Annotated in this window: 17 protein-coding genes; 4 read left to right on the forward strand and 13 right to left on the reverse strand. The window is 59.7% G+C overall.

The annotated features are described in order from the left end of the window. Positions 1-113: 113 nt before the first annotated feature. The 6 genes from EXQ56_07565 to EXQ56_07590 form a co-directional block, all read right to left on the reverse strand. Positions 114-569 carry a hypothetical protein gene (locus EXQ56_07565; GenBank protein ID MSO20310.1) on the reverse strand — a complete coding sequence of 152 codons (456 nt, stop codon included), beginning with the start codon at positions 567-569 and terminating at the stop codon, positions 114-116. Positions 570-1138: 569 nt separating this feature from the next. Next, a complete protein-coding gene (locus tag EXQ56_07570; GenBank protein MSO20311.1) occupies positions 1139-1744 on the reverse strand; it encodes an HAD family phosphatase in 606 nt (201 codons plus the stop codon). Between the two features lie 602 nt (positions 1745-2346). Further along, on the reverse strand, positions 2347-3714 hold the full coding sequence (gene hflX, locus EXQ56_07575) for a GTPase HflX (GenBank protein MSO20312.1): 1368 nt from the start codon (positions 3712-3714) through the stop codon (positions 2347-2349). Positions 3715-3720: 6 nt separating this feature from the next. Next, positions 3721-4020 (reverse strand): RNA chaperone Hfq, encoded by a 300-nt coding sequence (hfq, locus tag EXQ56_07580; protein MSO20313.1) that lies wholly within the window; start codon positions 4018-4020, stop codon positions 3721-3723. Positions 4021-4184: 164 nt separating this feature from the next. Then, positions 4185-5012, reverse strand: coding sequence for a hypothetical protein (locus tag EXQ56_07585; protein MSO20314.1), 828 nt, complete (start codon positions 5010-5012; stop codon positions 4185-4187). Further along, positions 5013-6368, reverse strand: a complete 1356-nt coding sequence (locus tag EXQ56_07590; protein MSO20315.1) for a hypothetical protein — start codon at positions 6366-6368, stop codon at positions 5013-5015. A 193-nt stretch (positions 6369-6561) separates the two neighbouring features. Between EXQ56_07590 and EXQ56_07595 the strand changes: the two genes are divergently transcribed. Then, positions 6562-6858, forward strand: coding sequence for a hypothetical protein (locus EXQ56_07595; GenBank protein MSO20316.1), 297 nt, complete (start codon positions 6562-6564; stop codon positions 6856-6858). A 32-nt stretch (positions 6859-6890) separates the two neighbouring features. After that, positions 6891-7814 carry a dihydroorotate dehydrogenase gene (locus EXQ56_07600; protein MSO20317.1) on the forward strand — a complete coding sequence of 308 codons (924 nt, stop codon included), beginning with the start codon at positions 6891-6893 and terminating at the stop codon, positions 7812-7814. A 201-nt stretch (positions 7815-8015) separates the two neighbouring features. Here the strand turns inward: EXQ56_07600 and EXQ56_07605 are convergent, their stop codons facing one another. The 7 genes from EXQ56_07605 to EXQ56_07635 form a co-directional block, all read right to left on the reverse strand. Further along, on the reverse strand, positions 8016-9197 hold the full coding sequence (locus tag EXQ56_07605; GenBank protein MSO20318.1) for a tetratricopeptide repeat protein: 1182 nt from the start codon (positions 9195-9197) through the stop codon (positions 8016-8018). A 78-nt stretch (positions 9198-9275) separates the two neighbouring features. Beyond that, positions 9276-10019, reverse strand: a complete 744-nt coding sequence (gene queC / locus EXQ56_07610; protein MSO20319.1) for a 7-cyano-7-deazaguanine synthase QueC — start codon at positions 10017-10019, stop codon at positions 9276-9278. 156 nt (positions 10020-10175) lie between these two features. Beyond that, complete coding sequence (locus EXQ56_07615) at positions 10176-10835, reverse strand: radical SAM protein (GenBank protein MSO20320.1); 660 nt, start codon at positions 10833-10835, stop codon at positions 10176-10178. A 59-nt stretch (positions 10836-10894) separates the two neighbouring features. Continuing rightward, a complete protein-coding gene (locus tag EXQ56_07620) occupies positions 10895-11344 on the reverse strand; it encodes a metal-dependent hydrolase (GenBank protein MSO20321.1) in 450 nt (149 codons plus the stop codon). Between the two features lie 34 nt (positions 11345-11378). Further along, complete coding sequence (queD, locus tag EXQ56_07625; GenBank protein MSO20322.1) at positions 11379-11786, reverse strand: 6-carboxytetrahydropterin synthase QueD; 408 nt, start codon at positions 11784-11786, stop codon at positions 11379-11381. Positions 11787-11794: 8 nt separating this feature from the next. After that, positions 11795-13807 carry a DEAD/DEAH box helicase gene (locus EXQ56_07630; protein ID MSO20323.1) on the reverse strand — a complete coding sequence of 671 codons (2013 nt, stop codon included), beginning with the start codon at positions 13805-13807 and terminating at the stop codon, positions 11795-11797. A 151-nt stretch (positions 13808-13958) separates the two neighbouring features. Further along, positions 13959-14630: a bifunctional precorrin-2 dehydrogenase/sirohydrochlorin ferrochelatase gene (locus EXQ56_07635; protein ID MSO20324.1), complete on the reverse strand. Its 672-nt coding sequence runs from the start codon at positions 14628-14630 to the stop codon at positions 13959-13961. Positions 14631-14997: 367 nt separating this feature from the next. Between EXQ56_07635 and EXQ56_07640 the strand changes: the two genes are divergently transcribed. Both EXQ56_07640 and EXQ56_07645 read left to right on the forward strand, forming a co-directional pair. Then, a complete protein-coding gene (locus tag EXQ56_07640) occupies positions 14998-16233 on the forward strand; it encodes a twin-arginine translocation signal domain-containing protein (protein MSO20325.1) in 1236 nt (411 codons plus the stop codon). After that, entirely contained in the window at positions 16220-16780 is a 561-nt protein-coding gene (locus EXQ56_07645; GenBank protein MSO20326.1) for a cytochrome c, read from the forward strand. The genes EXQ56_07640 and EXQ56_07645 overlap by 14 nt, the downstream gene beginning before the upstream one ends. The last annotated feature ends 127 nt before the right edge of the window (positions 16781-16907 follow it).

The following is a 16907-nucleotide window of genomic DNA, read 5'->3' on the forward strand; positions in this document are numbered from 1 at the left end:
AGTACAACACCCGCAGGCCGCACTCGGCGCTCGGCTATAGGCCCCCGGCGCCGGGGGCCTATAGCCCTGTCAAAAACCCAGTTTCTCGGCCTCAGGTTGTGATGTAAACTCTCTCACAAGGATTGGTACAAAATCTCGGGCGGGTCAGATGGATCAAAGATTTCAGCGGTGCATATGCCTCCGCCATGTGGTGTTGAAGTAAGACCTCCCGTGATGAGAACCTTGCCCTCAGGTAGCAATGTGGCTGAATGGTCTGCCCTCGTCCAAATCATGTTGCCTGGAATAGGCCTGAATGTTTCCGTGATGGGATCATAAATCTCGGCGGAGGAGAGGTAGTTAGGATTGCGGAATCCTCCAGCTATCAAGACCTTTCCGTTAACTAGGAGAGTCGCCGTATGCCCCCTACGACCGATTGTCATCCTTCCGGTCGGAGTGAATGTTCCTTTAGTCCAATCATAGAGCTCGGTTCCTAGTGCCCAGCCCCCGCATGGACCAATGTCCCCACCAACAATCAGGACTTTACCATCGGCGAGCAGCGTTGCTGTATGCTGCACGTGCCCGGTTCTCATGTTTGGTGTTTGCTGAAAGGTGCTAGTCGTTGGATCATAAAGCGCCGCGTGAGAATTTACGGCAGGATTCAACGGACAGCAAGGAGTGCTGCTCCCTCCGGCAATGAGAGCTTCGCCGTTGGGCAACAATGTGGCATGGCTTGCAGTTGCTCCCTCGTGTTGACAATCCCGGTGTTAGCACTCGCGTAAGCCGGGACTACCGTTTTGGCTGGCGGGGTCAACTCCGCGTCCGCTTCCTTACGTTGGGGACGATGGAGCCATGATAGCAGGGATTGGAGCCAGCCGGCCTTTGCCTTTGGTGTGGGTTTAGGGTGCATGAGGGGAGCCTTCATTTTTCACTGCGGGCATTATCTTCCGCCGTCAGATGGATCAGTGAGCTTGGCGGGTCGAGTCAGCCAACCATCAAACGGGCAATTGAGTTGACAGCAGTTGTCTGCATATCTCAGGGGGGAGCGAGCCTGATTACGAAAAAAGTATTAGCCTCCCCCCTATCATGTCAAGGGTCAAGTTGGCCCCAACTTGGCCCCAACTTGGGGAGTAGTGATTGGGGAATTGGCGGTGGGGAGGGATCAGCACGTTACGCCGCGCAATTGCAGGTCGGCGCGTAGCTGGTCGAGAGAGGTGAACACTGCGGCGTCGATGCCTGCGCGGCGGGCGGCGTCCACGTTGTCGGCGAGGTCGTCCACGAAGAAGCACTCCGGCGGCGGGCATCCGGCGGCCGCGATGGCGTGTTGGTAGATGCGGGGGTCGGGCTTCATTGCGCCCACGCGAAACGAGAGGACGAACTCGTGGAAGTGGCGCAGCATCGGGTAGCGCGCCTCGGCCTGGCCAAAGTGCATGGCGTTGGTGTTGGAGAGCAGCACCAGGCGGCGCGACACGGCCAACGATTCCAGCAAGCTTTCCGGCACCAGTGGATCGGGAGACAAAATCTCGCCCCAGACCGCGCAGAATGTTTCGTAGGTAACCCGCATGTCCAGCAGGCGGCAGGTGGTCTCGAAGAACTCTTCGGAAGTGACTTCGCCCTGCTCATAACGGCGCGGCAGCCCGCTCGTGCTCATGATGCGCTGGACGTCTTGCGGAGTGTGCGGGCAGACCTCCGCCAGGGCCTCGCGGCAACGCCGGAAATCCACGGGCACCAGCACGTTGCCCAGATCGAACAGGACAGCCTTGATCATGGTGATGGAGAGACCTCACTATGAATCTCGCAAATTTAGTCGCATCTGTCCAGCGAACCCACAGCCAATGGTCCGCGCCGTTCCGGAGTATCAGGATGACGCGCCTACCAGAGCCTGCTGCTGCGCTTTGGTAGCTGCCTCAAGACCATCTCTTTCCGCTGGTTTTCCAGACAGCCCTGCATACATTTAAAAAAATCAAGGGAAAAGTAGCAAAATGAAGGCGCGCCATGGCCTGTGGAAAAAGATGTGGAAATTGCTAGCTAGGTGAAATTGGGGAACGAGCATCGTAACGGACATTCAGGCGTTGTCAATAGAGAAAATAAATAAATATAATATATTTATAATCAACATGTTACGGACTTTCCGTTGGGTGATGCTCAGGATCGTGCAATGCTGCCTGGGTTTGCTCGTGTTCTGGCTGATGATTTGCACAACTATGCAGCAGTAAATGGCCAAAACAGCTGTTTTTTAAGGCTTTTGTGCTCTTTTCGGCACTCTGTTTCGGTTGCCTACTTTGTAGCACGGCATGCATGTTCCATCAATAAAAAACGAGTCATTTGTGTCTGGGAACCATTCCAGAGAAAAGTTTCTGCGGAGGCGATCTATTGGACTTGGCGCGATGCTGCAGCCGGCGGTTGGACATGATTGCCGAAGCGCAGGACCAGGGAATGCGGCAGCTCAGCCACCACCGTGATTCCCGCCGCGGAGTCTTCGCGGTGCAGAACACGCCCGGCGTCATAGACCTGCGACAACTCCTTGCCTTCGCGCTGCGTGAATTGCAGCACCACGCGTTTGATGGGATCGCTAGTGAGGGCGCGATCAATCGCCTCGAGCAACTCCTGAATTCCTTCGCCGGTGTGCGCCGAGACCAACGCCTGTCCGGGAATTGCTGCCTGTCCGGGAATTGCTGATAGCTGTGCGCGCTGCTCCTTGCTCAGCAGATCCATCTTATTTCCGATATGCAGCACGGGACTCTCGCTCGCGCCCAGGTCGGACAGCACCTTCATGACCTCCTGCTCCTGTTGTTGACGGAGCGGCGAGGCGCAGTCGGAGACATGCAGGATCAGTTGCGCTTCGCTGACTTCTTCGAGCGTGGCGCGGAACGCTTTGATGAGCGAGACGGGCAAGTTGCTGATGAAGCCGACGGTGTCCGACAGCAGCACGCGTCGTCGCGACGGCAGTTCGAGCAGGCGACCTGTGGGGTCCAGCGTGGCGAACATCTGCGGCGAGGCCAGCACCTGCGCCTCGGTGAGCCGGTTGAAGAGCGTCGACTTTCCCGCGTTGGTATAGCCCGCCAGCGCCACGGTTGGAATGGGAATCGAGAAGCGGCGCGAGCGGCGGCGCAGGCGCTGCTGGCGCACCGTCTCCAGCGTCGCGGTCAACGTGCGGATGCGCTCGCGGATGCGGCGGCGGTCCACTTCCAGTTGCGTTTCGCCCGGCCCGCGCGTGCCGATGCCGCCGCCGAGCCGCGACATCTCCACGCCGCGTCCGGTGAGCCGGGGCAGCAGATAGGTCAGTTGCGCCAGCTCCACCTGCAACTGACCTTCGCGCGTGCGTGCGTGCCGCGCGAAGATGTCCAGGATCAACTGTGTCCGATCGATGGCGCGGCAGGAGGTGTGTTTCTCGATATTGCGTTGCTGCGTGGGCGTGAGTTCGTGGTCGAAGATGAGCAGGTTGGCTGCGAGCGCGGCGGCCTGCTCGCGCAACTCGTCCAGCTTGCCGCTGCCGAGCAGCGTGGCTGCGTCCAGACGGTCGCGCGCCTGCAGCATCATCCCAGCCACCAACGCCCCGGCGCTGAACGCGAGTTGGCGCAACTCGTCGAGCGACTCCTCCGGCTCCAGCCCCGCCGCGTGGCCCGCCGCGTGAGCAGCGCTCTTCAGGCGCACGCCAACGAGGATGGCGCGCTCGGGTCCGCGAGCGGATCGCTGGGCCGAAGTGGTGTCGGATGCAGTTGGTTGCCGGTGCGTCAGAAAAGTTTAGCCCTCCGCGGGAGGGTTCGCCGGCGGCGTGGCTCCAGCAGGAGATGAGTTGCCTCCGCCGGGGCGGCTCTGCGTGGTAATCGAAGCGATGGCGTGCTTGAAGACCAGATGGTCCTGATGATTGGCATCGAGTATCAACGAAAATTTATCGAAGCTGCGAATCTTGCCGGTGAGTTTGACGCCACCCATCAGAACCAGCGTTACCAGCGCGCGGTCGCGCCGGGCGTTGTTCAGAAATAGATCCTGAATGTTCTCGGGCTTATCAGCGGTATGTGGTGCATTCTTGAGTTCGCTCATGTGGATCATTCTACTGGCGAGTGGAGGGATACTGCAACTGAAAGCAAATTCTGGTAGTGTCCGATTTGTGTGTAGCTCCGTGTATCTCTGTGTCCTCTGTGGTTAAGAACGATCTCAACCACAGAGGACACAGAGGCAAACACAAACAGAACATCACCGATGCGTTAGAACACCTCCGGGAAGTAGAAGCTCATCACCGCGTTCTGGGCCATGTCGGAGACCACGATCTCCTTGTGCTTGGGGTTCAGGGCGATGCCGCGCGGCTTGATGAGCGTGCTGCTGGGTCCGCGCAGCTTCCAGCGCGGGGCTACGTTGCCGTTGTCGTTGACGTGCCAGACGCCGAGGAAACCGTCGTCGGGATGCAACTCCTCGTGCGTGCCCGCTTGCGCGGCCAGTATCCAGCCCTTGGGCTCGTAGATGGCGGTTTGCGTGATGCGGATAATCTCCGTCTTGTCGCCCTCGATGACGCGCAGCGGCGCGGCGTCGCCATTGGCGGTGCGGCTGTAAGTCAGCAGCACGCCGTACTGCTCGCCTTTCGGCCCGCGCGCCTGCGTGCCGGCCACCAGCAGATTGCGGATGGTGTCGACGGAGAGCGAGCGGACGCTCTTCAGTTGCGTTTGCTTTCCCTGAATCCTGCGCAGCGGGGGAACATCGCCATTCGCGGTGCGCGAATAGACGAGGATGGAGTCGCCGGCTTCGGGAACGTAAATTTCGTTATTGACCGCATCCACTTCCAACCGGTCCGGCCCTTCAAGTTGCGTCTTGGGCCCTTGAATGACGCGGATGGGAGCCTCCTCGCCGTTGGCACCGCCGCGGAAAACCAGGATCGCGCCGGCAAACGGCTGGCCGACCCACATCTCGTCATTCACTTCGTCATAGCGAATATCGTGCATGGTGCGCGAGAGCTTGCTGTTCTGTCCAAAGATGAGACGCGTGGGCGTCGCATTTTCTTTCGCCATCCTGGCGAAGATCGCAATCTGCGGATGCGCCACTCAGTTGGGCACCAGTATTTCCTCGCGCTTGGTGTCATAGCCGACCGCGCCGGGATTGCCGATGGCCATGGCCAGCTTGTCATTCGGCGCGCTGCGGATGACGCGCGCGGGCGCGGCGTTGCCGTTGGCCGTGAGGGGGTACACCGTCGCGCGGTGATTGCCCATGTTGGAAATCCAGACTTCCTTGTTCTTCGCGTCCACGAACACGCCGGTGGGATTCTTGATCTGCGTGCGCGCGCCCTTCACCTCGCGGGTGGGTGCGACGTTGCCGCTGTCGGTAATCTTGAAGACCAGCATGGAATCGGCGGCGTCGTTGGCCACGTAAATCTCGCCGCGCTCTTCGTCGACGGCCATGGCGGCGGGCCAGTTCAGTTGCGTCTTGTCGCCTTGAATCATGCGCACAGGAGCGACATCGCCCTTCGACTTCAGCGGATAAATGGTAATGGATGGCGCGGAGAAGCGGCCTGAGCCGACTACGTCTTCCGTTACACGGCTGCCGTGGTTGGAGACGAACAGCAGATTATTTTTCTTGTCGAGGGCGATGCCGTGCGGATCGGCGAACTCGGTCTTCTCGCCTCGGATCTCGCGCAGCGCCTTGTCTTCGTCCTTGGCGTATTTGTTGTAGACCACCACGGAGTTCTGATGCTCCACCGTCATGTAGAGTTCCGAGTCCTGCTCATCGACCGCAATGCCGTAGGTTCCGTGCGGGGTGTGCAGCTTGCGCGAGGGCTTCACATTGCCCTTGGCGTCGCGCGGGAAGATGACCATCGAGTCCTGCGTGTCGTTGTTTACCGAATAGACATCACCCGTCTTGGGGTCGATGTACAGGCCACAGTTGAACTCCATGCCGGTGTCCAGGCCCTGCACGATGCGCTTGGGCTCGGTCATGGCGGCGGCGGGCGGGGTGTTGTCCATGCGATTGAAGACGCGATAGCCGAACAGGTTTTCATCCTGCATGTAGACTTCGTTCGATTGCAGATCAACCGCGATCGCACTGTAAGTGGGATAAGTATCCTTAATGGTCCGCACGGGAACGCGGTCGGCATTTTCGGATTTCGCCTCGCGGTTCGCGGTCTCTGCTCTCCCTTGGGCGGCGCGAACTTGCATCGCGATCATCTTCGATGGCGCCATGCTGGCTGGCATCCACTCGCACATCTCGCCGTTTTCAGGCGAAAGCGGTACGGATGCGACCAATTGCGCCTGGCCGTTGGCGGCGCGGAGCGCATCGACGCCCGACTTGCGCAATGTTTCCGGCTGCGGATGCGTTGAAACCAATGTGGCGACCGTGCCAGCCGAAAGCAAGAAGAGTAAAAACCACGGGCCGAATGGAATCCGGCGACGAATGCGCGACATCATATATATCTGCCTCCGATAGTTCTGCGGAAAAATAGGTACCCTAAAATGTTACAACAATTGGAGTTCTGATGGGCATGGAAAATGACGCCGGGGTTACCGAGAATTGCCAAGCGTGGCCCGGCGAGTATGAATTGACGACCGTCACCGGACTGGGCGACAATGGACTTTGTTGAGACCATGACCGAGACTTCTAATGCCAGGGACTCCTATGGACTACCCGCAACGATGGCCGGGTGACTCCGAGCACGATTTGTGGAGCGAAGTGCGCGGTGGACGGTTGGCTCCCGACGCCTCCGCAGCCAGTCCTGCTGGCGCGCCCACGCACGAATCTGACGAAGACGATCATTGGCTGGGACGTATCGCGCTGGTCTACATCGCGCACCCGACGATTCCCAATCTGTTTCACTTCTGTTTCGATTACGCCGAGCCTTGGGACTGGTCCCGCGAGACCGAGCACGTCCCGACCGGCTGCTGGGTGCGCAGAGATTGAACGCCAATCCAGACATGCCCAATATGCCCAACATGAATGTCGAGTTCGCCGGGATTCGCTTGCAGAATCCCGTGCTGGCGGCCAGCGGCACGTTCGGCTATGGCCTCGAATGGGAGTCGCTGCTCGACCTGAACAGTCTCGGCGGTTTTGTCACCAAGGGACTGTCGCGCCAGCCGATGGCGGGCAATCCGCCGCCGCGTCTGGCGGTGATGCCAGATGGCCGCGATGTTCAAATTGGCATGCTCAATTCCATTGGACTGCAGAACGTCGGCGTGGACGCCTTCATCAAGGATAAGCTTCCGAAGCTCGCCAAGCTGAAGACCGCCGTCATCGCCAATGTCTTCGGTTACGAGATTGAGGATTACGTCGAGGTCGTGCGGCGGCTGGATGCCTCCGAAGGCCTTGTCGCATATGAACTGAATCTCTCGTGCCCGAATACCAGCCAGGGCGGCATGACCTTTGGCATTGACCCGCAACTCACCGCGGCGGTCATTGCGGCGGTGAAGAAGATCAGTCAGCGGCCCGTGATCGCCAAACTATCGCCGAACGTCGCCGACATAGTGCCGATCGCGCGGGCCGCCGCGTCGGCGGGAGCGGATGCCCTCTCGCTGGTCAATACGGTAATTGCCAAGCAGTCGCCCGCCGCTGCGCCCAGCGCGCGCATTCCTTCCGGTGGAGGCGGACTCTCCGGTCCGGCGATTCGCGATGTTGCGCTGCGCATGGTGAGCGCTGCGGCGCGCGCGGTCCAGATTCCCATCATCGGGATGGGTGGGATCATCTGCGGCGCCGATGCCGCTGCCTTCATCTGCGCTGGCGCCGCAGCTGTTCAGGTGGGTACTGCGAACTTCTACGATCCGCTGGCAGTGCCACGCATCACCCGCGAGTTGGAGGACTATTGCCGCCGCGCGGGAGTTTCGCGCCTGGCCGACCTGCGCGTGACAGTGCCGCGCGCGTAAGCGAGCGGGCCAATGGAAAAACCACGCTGACGAATCCTGATTTCCAGTATTCGGCACGATGCCCACGACAACCATTACCCAGCGACCCAGTGCGTTGGGTTCCATCGGCCCGCTGCGGCACTGTCACGCACAAAAAAAAGCTCCCGGCTTCGACCGGGAGCTTTTTCGTTGGAGGAGAGAGTACCTTGCGGTTGATGGTTGTTACTTTTTCGCCGGTGCCGGCTTGCCGCCCACCTGCGTGGTGACCGAGGTACTCAGTGATTCGATCAGCGCCTTCGCGCCAGCAGCGTTGGGGCCGGTGGGAGCCGCGGCGAGGTATTTCTCCAGAGCATCCTGCGTGCCCGACGCCGGGACCATCGCGCCGGTCTTGGGATCAATGGTGGCCATGCCGATCAGGGTTACGCCCATCTGGTAGTAGCCTTCCACGAACGGTGGGGTGGTCTGCGTGGACTTGGTGAAGGCATCGGCGGCTTCCTTCATGTTGCCCTTGTTCACCAGCACCGCGCCCAGATTGAAGAAATACTGCCCGGCGTTGACCGGATCGAGGCTGGCGGCCTGGGTCAGCTCGACCTGCGCCTCGGCGGCCATGCCCATGTTGGCCAGCGCCAGCCCGTAATTATTGTGATAAGAAGCATCGTCGGCTTTCAGCTCGATGGCCTTCTTGTAGTTGTCGATGGACTTGGTATAGAACTCTTTCCGCTGCGCCGCATCGCGCGTGGCTAAGGCCTTGCCGCCCCAGGCTTCGCCGAGTTGCGCGAAGATCACGTGCTGCGTGGCGTCCACCGACGCGGCGGCTTCAAACTGCGGGATAGCCGTGTCATAGTCCTTGGCCTTCATCGCTTCCATCGCACCGCCGAACTTGGCGCTCAGTTCCTGACGCTTCTTGATGGATTCGGCGCGGTCGGAGGCGGCCTTCTCGATGGCCGCCATCTGCGCCTCGGAGAGCTTGCCCCCCGGCTGCTCGGTAACCGAGACTCCGGCTGCCTGCGCTTCCGTGCGGGCGCGCTCCTCGCGCAGGTTGATGTTGACGGTGGCCGGCTCGTTCATGCGCGTGGTGATGTTGCCCTGCTTGAACAGAGGCTTGCCATCCTTCAACACGGAAACAGAGAACTTGCCGAGCGGCAGGCCGGCATGGAAAAATCTGCCGTTCTTATCGGTCTTGACTTCGTAGTGGCCGCGAATATCCTCGCGGTCGATGGAGACGGCGCCGTTGGTGTAGGGCTTGCCATCTTCGCCGATCACCGTGCCGGTCATCTGGCCGAACTGAGCGGAAGCGGTGCCCGCACCCAGAGTGAGCAGTCCAAGCAACATGCCCAGTGCCCATACTTTTTTCATCATCTTGGTTTCTCCCATGCTTTCAAATTTACTACGCGCGACGCGCATGCACCTTCAATACAATAGACGCAATTTTTGGATGAAAGGTTTCCTTGCCATCCGGGGTTGGCGTTTGGACTCAGTTACCTATGGGATGGCCGGAGAGTCCGGATTAACCCTGTAGGAAATGGCATCCACCACGCCGGCCTGCGCAAAGGCCCGCAGCCTCAGGGCACAACTATCGCACGTACCGCAGGCCGTTTCGCTTTCCCGGTAGCATGACCAGCTTAAATGAAGTGGCGCTCCAAGTTCAACCCCCTTTTTGATGATGGCGTCCTTGGGCAGGTGAATCAGCGGCGTAACGATCTTGATGGCGGCATCGGGACTGGCGCCGGCTTTGGTTCCGGCCTCGGTTCCCACCTTTGTGCCCACCTGTATCAGTTCATTGAATACGCGATAGTATTCCGGGCGGCAATCGGGGTAGCCGGAGCTGTCCGGCTCCACCGCGCCGATGAATATTTTGCTCGCGCCGATCACCTCCGCCCAGGAGACGGCAATGGCCAGAAAATGCGCGTTGCGGAAGGGCACATAGCTGGTGGGAATGTCGTTAAATATTTCGGGGGCCGCAAGGTCGGCCTCGCGTAACGGGATCGCGGCATCGGTCAACGCCGATCCGCCGATCTGGCCGAGCACGGCATGGTCCGCCACCAGCCGCTGCGTGATGTGATAGTAGTCGGCGATCTGCTCGAACGCGCGCCGCTCCCGCTTAGCGGTGAGTTGCCCGTAAGACACATGCAGCGCGGCAACGCGATAATCCCGCGCCGCGATGGCCGCCGTTACGCAGCTATCCATGCCGCCCGACATCAGCACCACCGCCGTCGCACGGGGCATGTTGGATGGGTTAGATATGGCCGTCACTCCTCTATATTCGTCGTCATTCCGAGCGCAGCGAGGAACCTGCTTTTGTGTCACAGAGCCGCGCGCGTCAGCAAGCGGACACGCCAGAAAAGCAGATTCCTCGCTGCGCTCGGAATGACAGAAGAAAGGTTACACGCCCTGCGTGTTCGGCTCCCAGATAAACTTGTGCAACTGCATCCCAAGGCGCACCGGCAGGCCGTCCTCGAGTATCCACTCTGCCAGCGGACGCGGCTCCAGTTGGCCGAACACCGGCGAGAAGATCAGCGCATCAACTTTGCCTGGCAAGCCGTGCTCGTCGATGAAGGCGCGGGCAAACTCGTAGTCCTCCCGACTTGCTAAGACGAACTTGAGTTGATCGCTTGGCCGCAGCACTTCAAGGTTCTTCCTGTCGAACGTGCCACCCTCGCCGCTTCCCGGACACTTCACGTCGATCACTCGCACCACCGGCGCGGGCACGTCGCCGACGAAACGCTCGCCGCTGGTCTCGATGAGCACCTGATAGCGCGCGGCGAGCAGGGCGTCCAGCAACGCGCAGCACTCTTTCTGCAGCAGCGGCTCGCCACCAGTTACCTCGACAAGGTTTATCGCGCGCCGGCCATCGTTCTCGCTGAAGCCACGCACCACCTCCATCACTTCCGCGATGGACATCTTCTTGCCGCCATAAAACGAATACTCCGAGTCGCACCAAGTGCAGCGCAGGTTGCATCCCGTCAGGCGCACGAAGATGCAGGGCAGCCCCGCGTAAGTGGACTCACCTTGAATGGATCGGAATATTTCAGTGATCTGCATGAGGGGAAATCAGATGTTAGAAGCCAGGAGTTGGAAGCCAGAATCAACGCTACGGCGCGCTACGAACCCTTCAGTGCCAATGCGATCTGTTCAAGATGATGTTCGTTATGGGAAGCAACCTTGTCGAACTCAGCCTTCAGCGTCCGAACGCCGGTTTCATTGTGGACGAATTCCAGGTGGCCACTGCTGTCGTAATGCAGGCGCGCTTGATAAATGACGCCAGCACGGACGGAATCGTAAATTCGCCGAGATAAATCGAGAGGCACATGGGAATAGTCGAGGCCCTTTGCCCAGGCATCCTGATCGAACGCCCAGAGCACTTGTCGAGGTTCACTGATAATCCGCCGAATGCGGTCGAATAGAACTGTCTCTGCATCCGCAATGTGATGCAATAAGAAGCGGGCCGACCATTTGCCCGGTCCATAACTCCGAGAGAGTTGCTCATCGCCCAACTCAAAGTACGGCAGAGTGCGCTCTCTCGCTGCTTCCAGTCGCGTGACAATATCCATGTCAATCTTTCTGAACTTCTAACTACTATCTCCTTCATTCACTGTAAGTGGCCGTGGTGATGTCGGCTTCCCACACGGTTACTTCGCGGACACGGCATGGCGCGCTGGGCGGGTTGATTCCCTTTAGTTCTTCGGATGGGCCGGCGGACATGGAGCGCGCTACTTCGTCGTAAAAGTACTTGGCGATGTTTTCCGCCGAGGGGTTTAGTACGTCAAACGGAGCCAGCTCGTTCAGAAACGTATGGTCAACTTTCTTCACCGCTCCGTGCAGCGCGTCCTTCAGTTCCTTGAAGTCGCACAGCAGGCCGATGGAGTTCAGCGCGGGGCCTTCCAGAGTAACGCGCACCTTGTAATTATGGCCGTGCAGGTTCTCGCACTTGCCGCGATAGCCGCGCAACTGATGTGCCGCCGCGAAACTTTCCTCTACCCAAACCTGATACATTCCCGCACTCACTCCCCATCAATTTCTTCAAACATCTTTTTAACTTCCGCGCGGTCGCGTGTTACGCGGTAGGACGGCAGGCTTTCCAGGAACACCTTTCCGTAGCCCTTCGACTTGATCCGCGGATCGAGCAGCACCAGAACGCCGCGATCCGACTTGTTGCGGATCAGCCGCCCGAAACCCTGCTTCAGCGCGATCACAGCGTCGGGCACCTGATACTCGTAAAACGGGTTACCGCCCGCGTCGCGCAAGCTCTCAACGCGCGCCTTCACCACAGGGTCTGAAGGGACTGCGAAGGGCAGGCGGTCGATGATCACCGCGCTTAATTTTTCGCCCGGCACATCCACGCCCTGCCAGAAGCTGGAGGTGGCGAACAGCACCGCGCCGGCCATCTCGTCGCTCTGAAACTGCTCCAGCAAGACGCGCTTGGGCGCCGTGCCCTGCAACAATAAAGGATAACGCACTTTGGTATGCGCGCGCGCGAGGAACTGCTTCACGCGATCATGTGCCATCCGCATCTGCTGGTTGCTGGTGAACAGCACAAAGGCGCGACCGCCGGAAATTTTAATCAGTTGAATGATCTCCTCCACGGCGGCATTGGCAAACGCCGGGTCATTCGGTTCGGGCATGTCGGGCGGCAGGTAGAGCAGCGCCTGCTTGGGATAGTCGAAGTGCGGCTCCAGAATCATCTCCTCAGCGCGGCGAATGCCGAGACGCGATTTCACGAAGTCAAAGGTTCCGCCGACGGCCAGAGTGGCGGAGGTCAGCACGATGGTTTCGACCTTATCAAATAGACGTTCAGTGAGGATGGGCGCCACGTCGATGGGCGTCGCCTGCAAATATAATCCGCGTCCGCGGCGCTCGTACCAGTGGACGAAGCGGCGGTCGCTGCTCTCCATCAGGAAGGTCAGGTCGCCGCGCAGCTCGTCGATGCGCCCCATCAGCGTGTGAACTTCTTCCGGTTTTTCCCCGAGCGCGGCCAGCTCGCCGCGCAGACGCGCAATCGAATTTTGCAGCGCGGAATATTGATCGAAGTGCTCTTCCAGAAATTGCGGCCGCTGCTCGAATCCGAAGCGGCCCTCGGGGGCGGGGAAGAGCGAGTAGAACATCTGCGAGTCTTCGTGCAGGCGTTTCAGCGCGCGCTGCAATGAAGTGTTGATGCATTCCTTCTGGCGCAGCGTCTGCTCGGCGTCGCGCGTCAGCTCATCGAAGCGGAAGTTGCTGCACTCCAGGCCGAAGTACTCACCAGCGATGGATTCAATCTCGTGTGCCTCATCAAAGACCACGGCGCCGTAGTTGGGCAGGATGCCGCCGTATTCGTTCTGGCGCAGCGCGAGGTCGGCGAAGAAGAGATGATGATTGACGATGACGATGTCGCTGTCGAGCGCGCGGGTATGCATCAGCGTGAGGAAGCAGCGATCGTACTGCTTGCACTTCGAGCCGGTGCAGGCCTCGCGCCGCGCGTCGAGACGGCCCCACAGCGCGCTGTCCTCGGCCAACTCGGCTAACTCGCTGCGGTCGCCGGTCTCGGTCTTGTCTTCCCAGGAGCGAATCTGCGCGAACTCCTCGACCTCTTCAAGACCGCGCAGCATGGGCCGGCCGTCCATGTCGTAAACTTTCTGGCGACACAGATAATTCGACCGCCCCTTCATGTAGCAGACGCGCAAGGGCCGCCCGAGAATGGGCGCGAGATGTTCGGCGAGGAAGGGAATATCCTTGTAGTAAAGCTGGTCCTGAAGATTCTTGGTGCCCGTGGAAATGATGACGCGCTGCTCGCTGGTCAGCGCCGGTATCAGATAAGCGAGCGTCTTGCCCGTGCCTGTGCCGGCCTCGACCAGCAGGTGTTTGCGCTGTTTGAACGCCGCTTCCACGGCCTTGGCCATCTGCAATTGACCGGGGCGATATTCATAGGCCGGGTGACTCTTCTGTAGCCAACCGCCAGGGCCGAAGCATGCGTACATGTCGTTGTGTGAGGCGGGCTGCGAGCCGGAGCGAGCGCCGGATTGTGTGGAGGTGGTCATCACAAATTTGCTTTATTGAAATACATTATCTAAATCGGCTGTCATTCTGAGCGTAGCGAAGAATCTATTTTTCTCCCGCCGCCTGCTGCTGACGTAAAGCAATCCTTCGCGGCGCTCAGGATGACAGCGCTGGAAGGATAGGGAGAAGCGCCTATTTGCTGGCGCGATCATTTTTGCGTGCGCGCTCAATCATCTGCAATGCCAGCTGTCGGGCCTGCACGCTTTTGCGCTGGCGCAGGAGACGCCCAATTTGTTCGCCCGCAAGCTGGTTCCACAATGCGGCGCGCCGAGGCTGGGGGACTTTTCGGATCACCGCGGGCCGCAACTGGTTCAACAGATTGGCCCACTGAAGGTACTCGCTGCGAATGGTGTCCGCGATGGCTACCGCCAGGTTGCGCGCCAACGCCGGACTCGCTCCGCCCGTGGATACCGCGATCTGCACGCGGCCTGCCCTGGCGGATGCGGGAAGGATGAAATTGCCCAATTCTGGAAGCGCGGCGCAGTTGACCGCGAAGCCCCGGCGACGGGCTCCCTGTGCGACGCGACGATCCACCTCCGGATGATCCGTGGCGCTGAACACCATGCATTGGCCGCGCAGGTCTTCTGCCTTATACTCACGGGCATGCCAGTGCAACTGTCCCGAGGCTGACCAGCGTTTTACGGCAGCCGTGGCCAGAGGGGCCACCACGGTAACGTCCGCACCAGCATTCAGCAGGCCGCGAATCTTGCGCTCGGCCACTGCTCCTGCGCCGACCACGAGCACGGGTTCATCGTTCAGGTTGAGGAAGATCGGATAGTATGGTTTGTTTTTTGAAATAGTCACAGCTCATTGTCACAGCGTATGCACAGACATTGAGAATAACACACTAGCGGGAACCGTCTGGAGGCAGGCTGTAAAGGAGCCGAAGGATGTGCAATGCAATGGCGGGCCAGGTGGGACACCTATCGAACTCTGTTGGCTCAGACATTCCATCCATCCGTCAAGCTAACTGTACGTCCAAGAAACTGTAGCGCGGTTGATCCGGCAGTGGACGACAGCGGGTTGCGAGGACCTCTGGAAGGGCGGTTCGGAGCCGACCACTCCCTCGGGGAGAAAAACTCGCCCGCCTGAAGGCAAATGGGTGTATATTTTCAATCGGCGGAAGTCCCAAAGACTATTCCTGGCAATTGCATCTGCGAAGGAGAGACCCATGGATACGAAACAATCGAATCGAAGAAAATTTCTAAAAGGGAGCGCGGCGTTGGCCGGATTGGCCGCCGTACGGTCCGCTAGTGGACAGACTCCAGCACCTGGAGCGTTCATCAAAGGCAATACGGAACTGGTCGCCTATGGCCAGCGCTCCCGTTTCGAGACCGCGGTACGCGTGTCGCACGGCGGAAGGAATTCACCCGACGCCTTTGGACTCGTTATGCACGTGGCGACTCCGCTGCAGGACTCGGTGGGGGTGATCACGCCATCCGCGCTCCACTATGTGGCGACCACCCGTGGCTCCTACATTCCGGACATTGATCCCAAGGAGCATCGGCTCATGGTCCACGGAATGGTGGACCGTCCGCTGACCTTCACCATGGAGGATCTGAAGCGCCTCCCTTCCGTCACCCGCCTTCATTTCGTCGAGTGCGCGGCGAACCGTCCGAGTCCCACGGCTAAGACCATTCAGGATTCGCACGGGATGACCAGTTGCGCCGAATGGACCGGAGTGCTCCTGAGTGTGCTGCTCAAGGAGGCCGGGGTGCAAGGCGGGGCTTCCTGGATAGTTGCGGAAGGGGCGGAGGAAGTGAAGGGAGCGTCGAGCATTCCGATGGCGAAGGCCATGGACGACTGTCTGGTGGCCTACGGCATGAACGGCGAGGCGGTGCGTCCCCAGCAAGGTTATCCGCTGCGCTTGTTGGTTCCCGGCTTCGAAGGAATCTTTAACGTAAAGTGGCTGAGGCGAATCAAGGCGGTGGACCAGTACTACATGACTTACAACGACTTCGGGCATCTGCGACAGGAGCCTGAAAACGCTGCGTTGGGTTACCAGATCGGACCGAAATCGGTCATCACCTTTCCTTGCGTGGGAACGCAGTTGCCCGGCAAGGGATTCTACGAGATCAGTGGCTTGGCCTGGTCCGGTGGGGGCGCCATACGCAGGGTGGAGGTATCCACCAACGGCGGACGGAGCTGGACAGACGCCGAGATTCGGGGAACGGCACAGCGCATGGCCCATACCCGGTTTAGCCTCACCTGGAATTGGGACGGAACAGAGACCGCGCTGCTTTCGCGCTGCACGGACGAAATGGGGAAGATTCAACCGACGCGAGCCCAGGTCGCCGAGTTCTTTAAGGCGCCCCTGGTTCCGTCATACAGGGCCCCGGGCCAGGACAATACCATTCAGACATGGAAGATCGCGGGCGATGGGAGCGTTCACAATGCGTATTCTTAGGCTTCTCTCGTTGGTGTTGCTGCTGGGGGGCTCCGCGCTGGCGCAGTCGACGTACGGCGTGGGAAGCACCCCGAGCAAAGAGGATATTCGTCTCTGGGATATCTCCATCAGTCCGACGGGAGCGGAACTCCCGCCGGGACGCGGAGCCGTCAAGGACGGTGCGCGGCTCTATGTGGCGAAAGGGTGCGCGGCTTGCCACGGGGCGACAGCGAAAGGAGGCCCCGCTCCCACTTTGCTAAAATCCGAAGCGAAGCCGAATGGCACTCCCTGGGACTTGGGGCGAGTACTGCCGATCCGCTCGCCGTACGCTACGACGGTATGGGACTACATCAATCGCGCCATGCCTCTCAATCGGGAGGGGACGCTAACGGCTGATGAGGTCTACGCGCTGACCGCCTATCTGCTCAACATCAACGGTGTCATCCCGGAGGACGCGGTAATGGACGCCCAGAGCCTGCCGAAGGTGAAGATGCCAAACCGCGAGGCATGGGCTCCCCTACCGGATTGGAGGCCCGGAATGCCAAGGTTTGCAGGTTACCCCTACTAGCCCTTCGTCAGGCACTAAAAGTCGCCACTTTGGAGATTATCTTGAAACGGCGTTGTGAGAAGCAAGGGACTAGCGTTTGAAAGTATCGTCGCCTAAGCGGAATTAATCGCTGGGCTCCGCCGTGGAA

It is taken from the genome of Acidobacteriota bacterium, assembly GCA_009691245.1.
Lineage (GTDB): Bacteria > Acidobacteriota > Terriglobia > 2-12-FULL-54-10 > 2-12-FULL-54-10 > SHUM01.